This window comes from Streptomyces sp. RK9 (assembly GCF_045070545.1).
In the GTDB taxonomy this organism is placed as follows: domain Bacteria; phylum Actinomycetota; class Actinomycetes; order Streptomycetales; family Streptomycetaceae; genus Streptomyces; species Streptomyces alboflavus.
This window is the reverse complement of record NZ_CP173704.1, coordinates 401,704-417,086: the sequence shown is the minus strand read 5'-3', so window position 1 is coordinate 417,086 and position 15,383 is coordinate 401,704. Positions and strand designations below refer to the sequence as shown.

Below are 15,383 nucleotides of genomic sequence, written 5' to 3'. Positions count from 1 at the left end.
TGGTGTGCTACTCGTCCAGATCCGAGGCCACAGGATCCGAGCCCTCGGCCGGGGAGTCGGGTGTCGCTTCCGCGTCCGGCGCGGACGGGGCGTACACACGGTGGAAGCCCCGTCCCCACTCCCGCCTGACGTCGGCCCGGAACGCGGCCTGCTGCCAGCGGTCGAGCTGACCGGCGAGGAGGCCGTAGTCCAAGGGGATGCGGGCCGCACGCAGCAGCAGCACCATCTCGCGGAGCCGGACGCCCAGCGTCTCCACGTCGGTCGAGGTGCCGATGCGTACGAAGCGCGTTCGGACGGAAGAGCTGAGGTCCGTGTCCTGGACCGCCGCGGGCGGCTTGCCGCCACTCACGGCGCCGGTGGGATCGGCGCCGTGAGTGGCGGCGGTGCTGTCGGCACGGTCCTGCGTGCCCGTCCTGCCCTCGGCCAGACGTCGTGCGGCGCGGCCGAGCGTCCAGCGATGCACATGCATCGGTTCCTCGCGCAGCGACTGCTGGTGCAGTGCCCAGAGGGTCACCGCCAGGTGGACCGCCCGGTCCTCCCGCACCTGTACGTCCTCCCGCCAGCTCACCATCGGGTACGAGGCCGGGTCCGCCGAGTCGTCCTCCGCACGTCGTGCCGCCTGGTCGCGCAGCCTCGTCAGGGCCTCCAGGTCGTCCACGCCCCAACTGGTGGGCGTGCTGTGGGGGTCCCGTCCCGCCTCGCGGCGCAGCCTGGCGACGGCGGCGACCGATGCCGGGAGGTGGGTTCGATACCCCGTCTGCAGGCGGCCGATGGTCTCCTCGGCCGCCTGCCTGACGAGAGTGGGCGTGTCGGCCCTGGGAGCTGATGTCATCGGTCTGCCTCCGTACGTTCGTCGCGGGAGGTTCGGGATGCGGTGGAGGAGCGCGCCGCCGGAATTCCGGTCGGGGGCGGTCCCGCGGGCGGGCCGAGGACCTTCTGGAGCCGGGTGCGGAACCAGCTCTCGGCGCGGCCCGCGTCAAGGAGCCGCACCCCCAGCCTCGGGATGTCCACGAGACGCCCCTCGTCGGCGGCGGGTCCTGCGGAATCCAGGAGTTGGCTGCCGAGGCGCGTCACGTGCCGTCGTACCGTCGCGCGCCACTCCTGGCGGGCGATGTCCAGGTCGGGTTGGGCGAGCAGGTCTTTCAACCATGCGCGGTACGGGCCGTCGAGCGCTCCGAAGCCCATGTCGCGTGCGGTGGCGGTGGCGGAGGCGGGTTCGGTGCCCGCGGCGCGGGCGAGGTTCGTGGCGAGCTGTCCGAGTGCGGAGACCGCGCTCTCGGCGTCACTGACGGCGTCCACAGCGGCAGCGCCGTAGACCGGGTTCGCCTCGTGCAGGGTGATCATCGGCAGGACGACGGAGTCGTCGACGATCTCGTCGATCACGGATTGCTGGGTGCCGTACCTCGCTCCGATCAGTCGCAGTCGCACCAGCTTGCCGGGGGCGACATCGCCGTCCGTGATCACCTGAGTGATCCAACGAGTGATCCCGGAGCGCTGGGTGGCCGCCGCTTCACCGTGTCTCCCGGTGTCCGTCTCCTGCTGGCGCGCGGGCAGCAGGGAGGCGAGCCCGCGCCACGCTGCCCGGCTCGGGTCGTGCCGCTGGGACGTGTACACCAGCGGGCGCTGCTGCTTCTTCTCCTGCGCAGGGCTGCGTCGCCAGCCCGACATCGGCTCCGTCGTCGAGGGGGACGGCAGAGCGAGTGGGTCGCCGTAGCCGAGGACCACACCCGTCACCGCGCCGGCCTCGGGGTGCAGGCGGATCCTTCGGGTCTGCCAGGTGTACAGGTCCCGCAGCCCGTGCGGCCCTCCGGCAATGTCGTCGCGGGGTGCGGCACCGAGGGGTGGGCGTCGCCACACCGGCTTGTCGTCGGCCGTGCCCGGCAGGCCGGTGCCGTAGACCTCCTTGATCGCGATGAGGTTGAGCAGCAGCGTCTCCCGCAGCGTGTCGCCCTCGGCGAAGATCCCGCCGAGATCCCCCAGCGACCCCACGCCCAGCGGATAGACCTTGCCCGCCTTCCCCCTCTCGTCGCCCACCATGGCGGACTTGATCCCGGACGTGTCGTAGGCGTGGGCGTGCACGAGCCAGCGGGCCGCCTCCGCGTACGAAAGGCGGTCGATCCCGGGGCGGCGCATGGCGAAGAAGGGATCTCCCACGGGAACATCCGCGACGATGCGGGTGAGCGGGGCCAACTCGTCCTTCGCGGTGCGCAGATCCGCCACCTGGAAGAACGGGTGCCGGGGATGGAAGAGGTCGAAGCGGTCCCGGTGTCGTTCCAGGTAGTCCGGTACCTCGGCGAACGGGTCGGTCGCCAGCCAGAGGTCTTCCCAGTCCTCCAACTCGGCAGGAAATCCAGGCGAGTCCTCCGCGTCGGCCGGGTGCCCCAGCGCGTCGTACAGAATCGCGAGCAGCAGCCGCAGCAGGGCCGGATCCTGAGTCGGTATGTCCCCCACGAGCCGCCGCAGGCCGTGGGCCTTCTCGAAGAGGCCAAGGAGCGAGACCTCTTCCACGGTCCCGTCGGCGCGCTGGACGGGAATCCACGGCGAGGACACCAGGTCGAAGGACGGGGGTCCGGCGGCCTGCGCGGTCATCGAGGCCTCCGGAGACTCCGGCTGTGCGGTACCCGGAGCGAGGTGGCCTTGCTCGATGCCGATGCCGATGCCGATGCCGTCGGGCTCGGTAAGTCCCCTGAAATCTCCACAGCTTGGGCTCCTGTTCTCTGCATGCTCCTGTGGCCCGGCGTCTGTCACGGGGCGGTCGTCCGCCGTTGCGCCGGGAAGCGCCACCCGCAGTCCGTCGACCGGGCTGTAGGTGAGAAGAGAGCCTGACAGACGGGTCTGACAATCGGCGTCCAGAACGAGAATCAGCTCGTCCGCGAGCGAGGGGCACTCCTTGGCCTGCCAGGCGGGGACCAGGAAGCGTTCGAGTTCAGCGATGCTCCGGTCAATCATCCAGGGCGTGCTGAAGTGCCTCGGGAGCGTGAGAGCGCTCGCCGCCACCGCCTCGGCGGCGCGGCGCGGCGGCGGGAAGTCGGTCGGCAGTTCAATGCCGCCCCGCCCGCCCTCGGCGCCGCCGTCCAGCCACGGCACGGTGGTGAGCCGGCCGTCGGTCTGTCGCTGAACGACCAGTACCTCCAACGTCTGCTCGTTATCCCGTACTTGGGCACGCCCGCCACGTTCGTCGTCCGCCTCGCCGGCGTGTGCCTCGAGCCACCCGTACACCGGTCGTCCGGGCCGCCGCACCGGACTGAGGAGGAACCCCTCGGCCGCCTTGCGCTTCTCCGCGAGCAGCCGCTCGTGCTCGACCCGTGCCGCGGCCAGCCGGTCCGCCCACCTGTCCGGGCCGACGGGATCCTCGCCGTAGGCAGCCTGCACGAGAGGACTGATCCCATCGGGCAGCACCAAGGGCTCTCCGTCCAGGAATGGTCCGAGCACGGCCAGGGACCGCAGCAAGGTGTGCTCACTGCGGTAGACGGCCAGCGTCCCGGCCACGGGCTCCGGCGGATCCTCGTCCCACGCCACACCCGTGATGAGGCAACGCGGCCGCGCCAGGCGCGGGGGTCTCGACCGGGTGTGCCGGTGCAGGCGCCCCATGCGCTGCAGCACCAAGTCCACGGGGGCCAAGTCCGTGACGAGCAGGTCGAAGTCGACGTCGAGCGACTGCTCGAGGACCTGGCTCGCCACGACTACGTGCCGTCGTGGCCGATCCGTGGCATCCGGCCCGAACATCCCCAGCAGGGCGGTGTCCTTGGCGGCCCTGTCCGCGGCGAGGAACCGGGAGTGGGCCACGGTCACCACGTCATCGCCGAGCCGCGCCCGCAGTGCGTCGGCGGCCTCGAGGGCGCGGTTGACGGTGTTGCGGACGACCAAGGCGCAGCCGCCGTCGGCGAGTTCGCTGTCCAGGCGGTCGGCGAGGACGGTGAGGTCGTCGTCGAGCCGTTCGACGAGTACGTCGCTTCGGCGGCCGGAGGCGGCCGGGGGAGTGGAGGTGAGCGGTGGGTGTCCGGGGGCGGCTGCTGTGAGCAGCGGATAGGCGGTGTCGGTGGCGTGATCCCCGCTGGTTCCGCTGACCCCGCCGCCGCTGCCGCCACCGCCGTCGCTTCCCTCGCTGCCTGAGTAGGCGGCGACGAGGGCTTGCCTGCGGGCCGCCGGGAGGGTCGCCGAGAGCAGCACGACCGGAACACGGTAGGCGGCCAGCCACTCCAGCACGCGGTCCAAGTACCGCCCCATATAGGCGTCGTACGCGTGCACCTCGTCGATGATGACGACCTTCCCGGCCACGGCGAGGTGTCGCAGCGCGAGATGCCTGCTCTTCAGTCCGGCGAAGAGCACCTGATCGATGGTGGATACGGCGAAGGAGGCGAGGAGCTGCTTCTTCCGCCCGCGTAGCCACTGGTGGGCGTGGAGTCCGGCAGGTGGTAGGCCTGTGCGCTCAGCGCCCTCGTCGCCGTCGAGGTCCACGGCGACGACGGCCCGCCGCCCCTTGTCCAGCAGTCCGGCCCATTCGTCGTTGAGCGCGGCTTTCGCGTGCGCGAGAGCGACAGAATGCCCCGCCTTCCCCTCCCCGTCCGCCGGAAGCCGGTCCAGCCACGCCATCACCCGGGAGAACATGGCGTCGCTGGTCGCCCGGGTCGGCAGCGCGACCAGCACGCCACCGGCCCCGGAACGCGCGGCGAGAACCTCCGCCGCCGCGAGGGCCGCCTCCGTCTTGCCCTCTCCCATCGGCGCCTCGATGACCACAAGGCCGGGCGTGGGCATGGCGCGTGCCAGCCGTACGGCTTCGGTCTGCACGGGGCGTATCTCCGCGCCCGCCAGCCGGGGGAACCGCTCGGCGAACAACTCCGACGGAGTGCCCGGCGGGTCTACCGGCGCCCAAGGCCTCGGAAGGGCGAGACCCTCCCAGGCCGCCCACAACCGCCGCCGCTCACCGACGGGCCCTTCTGGCCGCCATGTCTCCGGGTCGTACGGGAACAGCTCGGGCGAGCTGGCGATCCAGTCGGCCAGGATCACGACGGCGGTCAGGGCGACCTGCGCGGGCTGGGGCAACCGGACATCGCCCCACTCGGGCAACCTGTCTGTGACACCTGCCAGTTCGGCGCAGCCGTCCATGAGCTCGTACTGCACGCGGCGCCAGGTTGCTTCGCTCGGCCCTGGGTGCCGCAACAGATGGGGCCGCAGCTGCAGATCGTGAATCTGCTGATGGTCGGGAGGTGTCCCGTGATGCCCACCGGCAACCACCGCGAACTGCCCGGCCACCCGGCCGCCCAACCCGAACCGCTCCCCCATCCACTCCTGCAACAGCAACTGCCCGGCAAGCCCGTGCGGCGCGAGCCGCCGGTCCTTCCCGTACTCCTTCTCCATCCGCATGTCGAGCCCGACGTCCCGCATGAGCCCGGCGAGCGATTCGACCTGGCAGGCGAACGCGGGTGTTGCCTTACCGGCGTCGTGAGCGGCCCCCAGAAACCGCACCAGCCGCAAGGCGTCCTCCCCGCCACCTGGCAGTGCCGCGCCCACCAACTCCACGACGCCCCGCGGCACCCACCGCTCCCACAACTGCCCGGCCGCCGCGGCACTGTCGGCCATGTGCCTCCACAGGGGCAGCGAACTGTCCGACGAGCGCTCGTGCTTCGCCCACACCTGACGTGCGGCCGGCGAGAGTCCGCTGAACGGCGCTGAAGCAGTCGTGGCTGTCGGGCTCATGCGTGCATGAAACATGGCTGCCTCATGGGGCGTGCGGAGCTGCGGGAAAGTGGCCAATTGTGGGTGGGGAAGTGCTACGGGCGCGGGGTACCCCGGTCAGGCGCCGGGTGACACCGGGACCTGTCGGACCGCTCTCGGTCTGGGGTCGGGTGAACACCGCTGGGGCCACCCCCCCCCGCGTGCGCGGGGACCACGCCTTGACGAACGGCGTCAGCCCCGGCAGGGCGGGGCTACCCCCGCACGCGCGGGGACCACTTCGCGTTCCTGATCACTCCGTGACTGGTGCTGGGACCACCCCCGCACGCGCGGGGACCACGCGACTGGTGCGCCGCTCCGACGGACGTCGCCGGGACCACCCCCGCACGCGCGGGGACCACTTCGCGCCGACCCGTGTGGTCTCGGCGAACTCGGGACCACCCCCGCACGCGCGGGGACCACCCGGTCGCACCAGACGCAGCAGCGGGTGAAGGGACCACCCCCGCACGCGCGGGGACCACGAGCTGGATGCGGTGATCCGGACGCACAAGGCGGGACCACCCCCGCACGCGCGGGGACCACCCGGATTCCGCCATGCCGACGGCTGCCCACACGGGACCACCCCCGCACGCGCGGGGACCACATGTACTGAGCGCGGTACTTGCCCGCGTCGCGGGGACCACCCCCGCACGCGCGGGGACCACACCCACTCGACGGCGAACGCGTCGACCTCGTCGGGACCACCCCCGCACGCGCGGGGACCACCTTCTTGGCCGCACTGTCCAGATTCTTGGACAGGGACCACCCCCGCACGCGCGGGGACCACCTGGATGGTCCTCGCCACCGCGCTCACCGGCGTGGACCACCCCCGCACGCGCGGGGACCACAGGCCGCGACCTGCGGCTTTATGCGGCGGCTAGCCTGTTTTTCTTCACTTCTTCCGATTCCGGCATTTAGCCCCTGAAGCCACAAGTTCACGCATCCTGCGCGCATCGGGTACGCGCCAGCTTGCCAAGACCAATTGTCGAAGCATTTCAGCTCGGACAGTCCTATTTCTATCCCCAGCGTTGGTCGATGGTGAGAGTGTCCGCAGCGGGCATGAGGAAGGCCCGGACGGCCTCGGCCGCATCGGTCATGTCCACCGGGGACGTCCCTTGTCGGCGGCAAGCCGCGCTGCGCGCACGGCCCGGCGCAGCCGGACACCCTGGCTGCACTCGACGCCCTTGCGGCAGCCCGGGCAGTCGTCGAGGTGGCGGAGTTGGATCCGGTACAGCTCGTCCGCATGCGCTGTCGCGCCGTCGGTGACGGTCATGACCCGGCCGCCTTCATCGCCTCGGCGAGCGTGAGCAGCGCGCGCAGGCGGGCGGTGGAGCACAGGTTCCCCGGGTATCGCGGGGGCACGACCCAGTGTGTGATCATCGAGGGGTTCCCGACGCGCGGGACGACGAGGAAGCTGCCCTTGCCGAGGCGTTCCTCCTGGCCGTTCCACTCGGCTCCGGGTGCCACGAGTACGTAGTAGTCACCGCGGGAGGCCCGCAGGTCGCGGACGACAGGCCCACCTAGCCAGTCGTCGAGGGCGGCGCCACCGTCGCCGGGTCTTCGCTGCACACGCAGCGGTGAATGCGTGATGCCGGGACGCGTACCGCGTCGAACCGCACGCCCAGAGGCAGCAGTGAGACGCCCCGATTCGCCCACTCGGTGACGGCCTCGCGGGGGGACGGATGAGCCCTCGCGAGCCAGTCGGCGATGGCGCCGCAGTCGGGCTTCCGCTCCCGTGTGCTGCTTCTCGGGCCTGGCGTGGGGGCCATAGCCTCGCCCATGTCGACTCCTCAATATTCGGCCATGCCCCCGGAATCGTTCGCGCTGTCGCCGGGGTCGTCTGTTCCGTTCACCATCAAGGGTCGTCTTGTGCGTGCAACTCCGGAATGACCGGCAGGAGTTACCGAGGCGGTAATACACTCGTTCCACTCGTGGAATCTTGCTTCGCCGTGCCTGCCCTGATGCGGAAGTTGCTGCCATGACCGCCACGAACCCTGGTCCGCTGCCCGCCGGAATCCTCGACCGGGTTGACGTGCAGCGCGCCCTCGCGGAACACGACTTCGCCGCCTTCTTCGCGCTGTTGAAGAAATACGGTGGCATATCCCAGAACAAGATCGCGGCAGCGTGTTCGCTTACTCCCGGCAAGGTTTCGCAGGTCGTAAACGGTGCGCAGCAGATTACGAGCTTCGAAGTGGTTTCGCGGATCGCCGACGGGTTACGAATCCCCGGCAAGCTGCTCGGACTCGCGGAACGTCCGTGGGAGTCGAGGAGAGAAGCGCCCGAGGAGACAATTGTCGAGGGGGCTTCGATCGACGGGACCGACGACATGCCATGGCGGCGCGAGACCACGGTGATCATGGCCACGCGCATGACCAGGAGTGACCTTGTGATGGATCGTCGTGCGGCGTCGAAGGCGATCGCCGCAGCCACAGTAGGTGGCGCCGCTCTGCTCGAACCGCTGGAGGGGTGGCTCCTGCCCCTCGATGCGTCGAGCGTCACCGTCCCTGTTGCTCTGCCCCGTGGGCGGCTTGGCGCACGGGAGTGTGGCGAGCTTGAATCGACAGCTCGCAAGTTCCGGGAGTGGGATCACGCGTACGGGGGCGGGCTGCGTCGGAAGGCGGTGATCGGGCAGCTCGCTGAGGTGTCGGACGCGCTCGACGGTCACCAGACCTCGGTGATCGAGCGACGTCTGCTCGGCGTCATGGCACAGCTCGCGGGCATGGCCGCGACGATGTCGTGGGACTCGGGCATGCAACGGGACGCACAGAAGTACTACCTACTCGCCCTGCGCTCCGCACACGCCGCAGGTGACGTCGAGTTCGGCACGAATGTGATCGCCGGGATGGCGCGCCAGATGCTCTGTCGCGGCCGTCCGAAGGATGCGGGTGACCTTGTTCGGCTGGCCCAGGACGGAGCCCGTGGAAAGGTCGGCCCCAAGGTACGGGCCATGCTCCACACGCGTGAGGCGTGGGCGTACGCCGCGATGGGACGCGTAGCGGCTTTCCAGCGCGCCACCCTGCAGGCGACCGAAGCGCTTCACGACGCGAAGGGGGCCGATACGCCCTTCTGGATTGCCTACTTCGACGAGGCCGAACTCGCAGGGGTCACCGGTGGTCGGCTGCTCGACCTCGCGCGGCAAGATGCGAGCAAGCATGCCGAGACGGCCGCAGGGAAGATCCGTACAGCTCTGGAACATCGTGGTGCAGAGGCGGGACGCAGCCACGCACTGGACCACGCCGGTCTCGCTGAGTGCTATTTCCTGATGGGTGACATCACGTCAGGCGTCGAGCAGACGCACAGAGCAGTCGACGCCGCCGAGCGGACGCAGTCGAAACGCGTACGCGACCTACTTGGCGAGCTGTACCCGTACACCGTGGGGCGAGACGCGAACCGCGGCATGAGGGAAGCGCGGGATAGGGTTCGCGGCCTGTTGGCGAGCTGACGAGAGGGGTACAGGCATGACGACGTACGCCGTTACCGGACACATGGACTTGACCGACAAGAGCGTCGGACTCGTGCGCGACGCGTTGCGCGAGATCTTTGCCCGGCACACCGAGGGCGACCTCGTCGGGATCTCGTGCATCGCTGCCGGTTCGGACTCGATCTTCGCCGAGGAACTTCTCGCTGCCGGCGGGCGTCTCGTCGTCGTGCTGCCGTCGCAGGACTACCGGCGGACGAAGGTGAAGCCCGAGCATGCCGAGACCTTCGACCGTCTTGTCGAAGCGGCCGCGGAGGTCGCCGTCATGCCGCACGAGACCGCGAACCGGCAGGCGTACGAGTCGGCGAACGGCGAGTTGCTGCGCCGCGGCGACCGACTCGTCGCGGTCTGGGACGGTACTCCGCCGTCCGGCAAGGGGGGAGGCACGGCCGACACAGTTGAGCAAGCACGCGCCGAGGGGCTTGCCGTCGACGTCGTGTGGCCGGAGGGCGCGGCGCGCCGGGGCTGACGAATCAGATCGGCTTCTGGTCTGTCTGGTTCTGCCCCAACGCTGGTCAGCGCCGGTGCGGTTGTACCCCTCGACGCGGCACGGACGACTGGATTCCGCCGAGACGCATCTGCGGGCGAGTTCGGAGACGCACTCGGTGAACGCGTAGACGGGTATGCGAAGTCGACCAGACCGTGGGCACGGCCATGCGGCTGCTCGACACAGTGCAGGGCATGGAGTCTCACCGGCTGTACGACCGCCTCGCTGGTGTCCGCCGCAACCTCGCTGGCGACGCGGAGCGGTGCGACCACTGAGGTCATCACCCAGATCGACGACACCCTCCGCATCCTGCTACGGCCACTGCGGCCACTGAGGTCGGTTGAGACGTGCCTGACGAGAGGCGGCAGCGTGTCAGTGTGGCGGAACCTCGGCGAACGCATCGTGGACGAGGACCGGTGGGCAAGGGCGGGGAATGTCCAGGGACCTCCCCCGCACGTGCGGGGACCACGAGCGAGAACGCGTCGGAGAGGTCGAGGTGGACGGGCCACCCCCGCACGCGCGGGGAACACTGCCACGCGAATTTCGCGATCGCGGCCTTCGCGGGACCACCCCCGCACGCGCGGGGACCACTCACGGCGCGGGCCTTCCGTGGGGTTAGGGCAGGGACCACCCCCGCACGCGCGGGGACCACATGGCGATCGGCTGCAGGCCAAGGGACTTGTCGGGACCACCCCCGCACGCGCGGGGACCACCCCGTGAGCCTGAGCCAGGTGCGGAGCGAGGAGGGACCACCCCCGCACGCGCGGGGACCACAGGCCACGACCTGCGACTCTATGCGACGGCTAGCCGGTTTTTCCTTACTTCCTTCGATACCATCATTTCGCCCTAAATCGCATAAATCAATGCATTCAACATGCGCAAGGCACACGGCAGTTCACCAATGAAGCCGCCGCAAGCCCCACGGCTGAACCACCCCCTTCATACCGTTCGCCCCGCCCCACCGGCGGGCGAAACAGCAGCGCACCCCCACTCCCACCCCCTCACCTCCCCCGAAACACAGCCCCCCGCCTCTCCACAAACGCCGCCACCCCTTCCTTCGCATCCGCCGAAGCCATATTGATCTCCTGCGCAGCAGCCTCCGCCGCCAACGCCGCCGCGCGGTCCGTGTCCAAGGACGCGTTCACCAGCTGCTTGGTGAGGGCCAGGGCCCGCGTCGGGGACGTGGCCAGGCGGTCCGCCCAGGACTGGGTCGTCTTCTCCAGGTCCGCGTCGGGGACCACTCGGTTCACCAGGCCCAGGCGTTCCGCCTCCGGCGCGGGGAGTGCGTCGCCGAAGAACATGAGTTCCTTGGTGCGTTGGGGGCCGATCAGGCGGGGGAGGAGGTAGGCGCCCGCGCCGTCGGGGACCAGACCGCGGCGTACGAAGATTTCTATGAAGCGGGCCGATTCGGCGGCCAGGACCAGGTCGCAGGCCAGGGCCAGGTGGGCGCCGAGGCCCGCCGCCGTGCCGTTCACCGCCGCCAGGACGGGCTTCTCGCAGTCCAGGATCGACGTGATCAGGCGTTGGGCACCCTGGCGGAGGGTGCGGGAGATGTCGCCCGCCGTGCGTTCCGTCTCCGGTGGGGGTGTGCCGGAGCCACGTAGGTCCGCGCCCGTGCAGAAGCCCTTGCCTGTGGCTGTGAGGACCACCGCTCGGATCGAGGGGGTCGACGTGGCCTCTTCGAAGAGGGCGATCAGGTGGTCCCGCTGCTCCGCCGTGATCGCGTTCAGGACCTCCGGGCGGTTGAGGGTGATCCAGGAGACGCCGTTGGGGGTGAGGGTGTGGAGGACGGGGGTGGGATTCGGGGTGGGGGCCTGCGTCGTCATCAGTGGCACACCGCCAACGCGTCCAGCGCCACCGCCCCCTGCCCCCGGGGCAGCACCAGGAGTGGGTTGATGTCCAGTTCGGCGAGCGTGTCGCCCAGTTCCAGGGACATCCGCTGGACCCGCAGGACCACCTCGACCAGGGCGTCCAGGTCGGCCGGTGGCGCGCCGCGGACGCCGTCGAGGAGGGCGCGGCCGCGCAGGGAGGTCAGCATGCGGCGGGCCTCCTCCTCGCCGAACGGGGGGACGCCCACCGCCACGTCCCGCAGGACCTCCACCAGGACACCGCCGAGGCCGACCGTGACGGTGGGGCCGAAGAGGGGGTCGGGGGAGACGCCGACGACCATCTCGACGCCGCGTTCGACCATCTGGCAGACCAGGACGCCGTCGAGGTCGACGCCTTCGTAGCGGGCGATGTCGGTGAGGTCGCGGTACGCGTCGCGGACCTGGCTGGCGGAGGTGAGGCCGACCTTGACCAGGCCGAGTTCGGTCTTGTGGGCGATGCGGGTGCCGGAGGCCTTCATGACGACCGGGTAGCCGACGAGCCCCGCGGCGCGCACGGAGGCCGCCGCGCTCGTGACCAGTTGCTCGCGGGGTACTCGGATCCCGTACGCCCGCAGGAGCTGCTTCGCCGCGTGTTCGCTGAGCCGCTGTCCGGGGCGCAGCAGGGCTTGCGCCTTGCGGTAGGAGGGGGAGACCGCGCGCGGCGCGTCGTCGAAGGGGGAGCGGTAGGAGGCGGTGAAGCGATGGTGGTCGAGGTAGGCGCGCACGGCGCCGATGCAGTTCGCGAAGGTGCGGAACGTGGCCACGCGGGACGAGCCGAGCAGCGTCTCGCGGTACGCAGCCTCCGTACCCAGCGGTGAACCCCACACCACGCACACCAGCTTGTCCGTCCGCTCCGCCGCGGCCACCAGGTCCTCGGCCAGCTTGTCGCTCATCGGAGGGAAGGGGCCCGTGATGGGGCAGATGAGGACGCCGACCTCCGGGTCCGCGAGGATCGCGTCGATGATCTTCCGGCCGCGCCAGTCGCCCACGGGATGGCCGCCGTTGTCGACGGGGTTGGCGACGTTCAGGTAGTGCGGGATCCAGTCGTGGAGTTCGGCCTGCTTGGCGGCGGAGAGCGTCGGCAGGCGCAGGCCCGCCTCGGTGGCCAGGTCGGCGAAGTGCGCGCCGGTACCGCCGGAGATGGAGTACACGACCACCCCGTCGGCCCGCGGCGGCCGCGCCCGCGCCAACAGCGTGGCCGTGTCCTGGAGTTCGTCGAGGCCGTCGACGCGGATCACCCCGTACTGCCGCATCGCCGCGTCCACCACCGCGTCCGCCCCGGTCAGCTTCCCGGTGTGCGAGGCGGCCGTGCGCGCCCCCGTCTCCGTCCGGCCGACCTTGACAGCGACCACCGGCACGCCGCGCCGCGCCGCCCGGTCGGCCGCGAGCAGGAAGGAGCGGCCGTCCTTGAGCCCCTCCACGTAACAGGCGATGGCGCCCACCTCGGGCCGCTCCGCGAAGTACGAGAGGAAGTCGGCCGTCTCCAGATCCGCCTCGTTGCCCGTCGGCGCCCAGTGCGAGAGGCGTACGCCCAGCTCCTGGAGCGTGAAGACGGGGCGGCCCTGGTGGCCGGACTGGGTGATGAGGGCGATGGCCGGGCCTTCGAGGTCGTCGCGGAACCGCTCGAAGGCGTTGAGGTTGGTGTTCGGGCCGAGCAGGCGCATGCCCGAGCGGCTGACGGCCGCCGCGAGGCGCTCCTGCGCGAGCGCGCCCGCCTCGCCGGTCTCCGCGAAGCCGGACGCGAACGCCACCGCGAACTTCACCTTCGCCTCGGCCAGTTCCTCGATCACCGGCAGCGGGTCGCCCACCAGGAGCACCGCGAGGTCGATGGGTTCGGGCAGGTCGGCGACGGCCGGGAAGCAGGGCCTGTCGAACACCGTCGCGCGGGTGGGGTGCACCGGGTGCAGCCGCGCGCCCACGCGCTCCGCCCACGCCACGAGCTGGCGCGTGATGCCGGTGTTCGGCCGCCCCTCCGCGTCTGACGCGCCGATCACGGCGACCGACTCGGGGCGGAAGAAGCGGTCGAGGTCGGGTACGTCGGCGGCCAGCGGCCGGCCGCCGACGTCCAGGTCGCCGGTCGCCGCCGCGCGGCCGTGCACGGTGGCGGCGGGGAGGTTGCCGCAGGCCACCGCGCGGGCGCGGCGGGGGTCGGAGGTGAAGGTGCCGTATGTCGATCCAAGCATCGGTCCGCCCGCTCCTGTGTGACAGCAACATAACTGACGCATAGTCAGATTACTGAACTGACGCTGTGTCAGGAATGGGGCTGCGGGTTTTGTACGACGGCGCGGGGGAGGCCGACTTGCCGTGGCACGGGGAGCCGCATGGGTGCGGTGCGTCTGCGGGGTGCGGTGAGCTGTCCGGGGGCGAGGTGGGTGGTGCTGTCGGGGTGGGTGCGACCGGGGCGTACGCCCGGTAACACCGGTACCACCACGGAACCGCAGAAGCCCGCCCCTGCCAAGGGTGCGGAAGCGAACTGGCCGGTTACTTGCGGCGCTTCGCCACCGCCCCGGCGATCTTCCCCGCGTCCCTGCCCAGTTCGCGCAGCATCCCGCTGATGGGGTTGGTGAAGCCGGTGAAGTACAGGTCGGGGGCCTCGGGGGCGGTGCGCGGGCCGCGCACGCGGGGGTGACCCCGGCCGTCCAGTACGTCGAGGTGGCCGAGCAGGGGCTCCAGGGCGCGGACGTAGCCGGTGGCGGCGACGACGGTGTCCGGGCCGACGCGGGTGCCGTCCGCGAGGACCACCTTGTCGTCGTCGAAGGACTCGACGGCCGCGACGGGCTCGACGCGCCCCTTGCGGACGGCATCGATCAGGCCGACGTCCTGCACCGGGATGGCGCCCTGGCGGGCCCGTGTGTACAGGCCCGCCTCAGGTCGCGGCAGCCCGTGCGCGGACAGGTCGGGCACGCTCACCTTGGCGATGGCGCGGCCCAGGCGGTCGACCACGGGCACCGGCAGCCTGCGGCACAGGATGCCGGAGCGCTGTGCGGGCCACCCGGCGGTGGAGCGGCGCACGATGTGCGGCGCCGTGCGCACCGCGAGCCGCACCCGCGCCGCGCCGCCCTCGGCCAGGTCGACGGCTATCTCGGCGCCGGTGTTGCCGACGCCGACGACGAGCACGTCCTTGCCCGCGTACGGGGAGGGCTCGCGGTAGTCGCTCGCGTGCAGCAGCTCGCCGGTGTACGCGGTGCGGCCCGGCCAGTCCGGCAGGTGCGGGGTGTGGTTGTAGCCGGTGGCGACGACGACCGCGCTGCCGGTCAGCTCGCGGCCGCCGGTGGCGTGCAGCAGCCAGCCCGCGCCGTCGGCGGTGCGCTCCAGGCGGGAGACCTCGACGCCGGTGACGACCTCAAGCTCGTGGTACTCCGCGTACTTCTCCAGGTAGCGCAGCACGTTGTCGCGCGCGACCCACCTGCCGAAGGAGCGCGGCATCGCGAGGCCGGGCAGGGCGGACAGGCGGCGTGTGGTGTGCAGGCGCAGCCGGTCGTAGTGGCCGCGCCAGGAGGCGCCCACGCGGTCGGACTTCTCCAGGACGACGGCGCGCACGCCGCGTGCGCGCAGGGCGGCCGCCACGGAGAGTCCGCCGGGGCCGCCGCCGATGACGTACACGGGGCGGTCGTCGGCCGGGCGGCCGGGCGCGGGGTGCCGGCTGCGGCGCGCTTGGGGGGTGGTGGAGTCGGCCATGTTCTGGAGAGTAACCACGCCGTCACTTGATGGGTGACGGACAAGTCCGAAACCGGTTGCGATCCGATCACGCGCCCACGGACCCCGCCGCGCCCCCGTCTTGCGCCCCGCCGCCGGGTGCGCTGAACTGACGTACCGTCAGAAGAGCTCGAGTCCTGTC

At 71.0% G+C, this 15,383-nt stretch carries 9 protein-coding genes and 2 CRISPR repeat arrays; of the genes, 2 read left to right on the top strand and 7 right to left on the bottom strand.

Annotation, left to right across the window (positions count from 1 at the left end; all coding sequences use genetic code 11):
* Positions 1-7: 7 nt before the first annotated feature.
* From casB to AB6L24_RS21915, 4 genes are all read right to left on the bottom strand, one after another.
* Positions 8-832, bottom strand: a complete 825-nt coding sequence (casB, locus tag AB6L24_RS21930) for a type I-E CRISPR-associated protein Cse2/CasB (protein WP_405657623.1) — start codon at positions 830-832, stop codon at positions 8-10.
* Positions 829-5,697 (bottom strand): type I-E CRISPR-associated protein Cse1/CasA, encoded by a 4,869-nt coding sequence (casA, locus tag AB6L24_RS21925; protein ID WP_405657621.1) that lies wholly within the window; start codon positions 5,695-5,697, stop codon positions 829-831. The genes casB and casA overlap by 4 nt, the downstream gene beginning before the upstream one ends.
* Positions 5,698-5,923: 226 nt before the next feature.
* Positions 5,924-6,560: a CRISPR direct-repeat array (repeat unit 29 nt; unit sequence GGGACCACCCCCGCACGCGCGGGGACCAC).
* A gap of 245 nt (positions 6,561-6,805) precedes the next feature.
* On the bottom strand, positions 6,806-6,985 hold the full coding sequence (locus AB6L24_RS21920) for a hypothetical protein (RefSeq protein WP_405657620.1): 180 nt from the start codon (positions 6,983-6,985) through the stop codon (positions 6,806-6,808).
* Complete coding sequence (locus AB6L24_RS21915) at positions 6,982-7,281, bottom strand: hypothetical protein (RefSeq protein ID WP_405657619.1); 300 nt, start codon at positions 7,279-7,281, stop codon at positions 6,982-6,984. The genes AB6L24_RS21920 and AB6L24_RS21915 overlap by 4 nt, the downstream gene beginning before the upstream one ends.
* Positions 7,282-7,690: 409 nt before the next feature.
* Here AB6L24_RS21915 and AB6L24_RS21910 point away from each other — a divergent pair, with 409 nt between their 5' ends.
* Entirely contained in the window at positions 7,691-9,154 is a 1,464-nt protein-coding gene (locus AB6L24_RS21910) for a helix-turn-helix domain-containing protein (RefSeq protein WP_405657618.1), read from the top strand.
* Positions 9,155-9,170: 16 nt separating this feature from the next.
* The gene (locus tag AB6L24_RS21905) at positions 9,171-9,659 is read left to right on the top strand and encodes a hypothetical protein (RefSeq protein WP_405657617.1); all 489 of its coding nucleotides are present in this window, start codon (positions 9,171-9,173) and stop codon (positions 9,657-9,659) included.
* Positions 9,660-10,117: 458 nt separating this feature from the next.
* A CRISPR array of direct repeats spans positions 10,118-10,451; the repeat unit is 29 nt; unit sequence GGGACCACCCCCGCACGCGCGGGGACCAC.
* A 227-nt stretch (positions 10,452-10,678) separates the two neighbouring features.
* On the opposite strand, the gene AB6L24_RS21900 is transcribed toward AB6L24_RS21905, so the two are convergent.
* From AB6L24_RS21900 to AB6L24_RS21890, 3 genes are all read right to left on the bottom strand, one after another.
* A complete protein-coding gene (locus AB6L24_RS21900) occupies positions 10,679-11,503 on the bottom strand; it encodes an enoyl-CoA hydratase/isomerase family protein (RefSeq protein WP_405657616.1) in 825 nt (274 codons plus the stop codon).
* Positions 11,503-13,728, bottom strand: coding sequence for an acetate--CoA ligase family protein (locus AB6L24_RS21895; protein ID WP_405657614.1), 2,226 nt, complete (start codon positions 13,726-13,728; stop codon positions 11,503-11,505). The genes AB6L24_RS21900 and AB6L24_RS21895 overlap by 1 nt, the downstream gene beginning before the upstream one ends.
* 298 nt (positions 13,729-14,026) lie before the next feature.
* On the bottom strand, positions 14,027-15,223 hold the full coding sequence (locus tag AB6L24_RS21890; protein WP_405657612.1) for a flavin-containing monooxygenase: 1,197 nt from the start codon (positions 15,221-15,223) through the stop codon (positions 14,027-14,029).
* Positions 15,224-15,383: the final 160 nt, after the last annotated feature.

What these genes read in the sequence shown, in the direction of transcription:
- AB6L24_RS21920 (WP_405657620.1), bottom strand. Translation starts at nt 6,985, where the DNA reads ATGACCGTCACCGACGGCGCGACAGCGCATGCGGACGAGCTGTACCGG.
- AB6L24_RS21910 (WP_405657618.1), top strand. Translation starts at nt 7,691, where the DNA reads ATGACCGCCACGAACCCTGGTCCGCTGCCCGCCGGAATCCTCGACCGG.
- AB6L24_RS21890 (WP_405657612.1), bottom strand. Translation starts at nt 15,223, where the DNA reads ATGGCCGACTCCACCACCCCCCAAGCGCGCCGCAGCCGGCACCCCGCG.
- AB6L24_RS21895 (WP_405657614.1), bottom strand. Translation starts at nt 13,728, where the DNA reads ATGCTTGGATCGACATACGGCACCTTCACCTCCGACCCCCGCCGCGCC.
- AB6L24_RS21900 (WP_405657616.1), bottom strand. Translation starts at nt 11,503, where the DNA reads ATGACGACGCAGGCCCCCACCCCGAATCCCACCCCCGTCCTCCACACC.
- casB (WP_405657623.1), bottom strand. Translation starts at nt 832, where the DNA reads ATGACATCAGCTCCCAGGGCCGACACGCCCACTCTCGTCAGGCAGGCG.
- AB6L24_RS21905 (WP_405657617.1), top strand. Translation starts at nt 9,171, where the DNA reads ATGACGACGTACGCCGTTACCGGACACATGGACTTGACCGACAAGAGC.
- casA (WP_405657621.1), bottom strand. Translation starts at nt 5,697, where the DNA reads ATGAGCCCGACAGCCACGACTGCTTCAGCGCCGTTCAGCGGACTCTCG.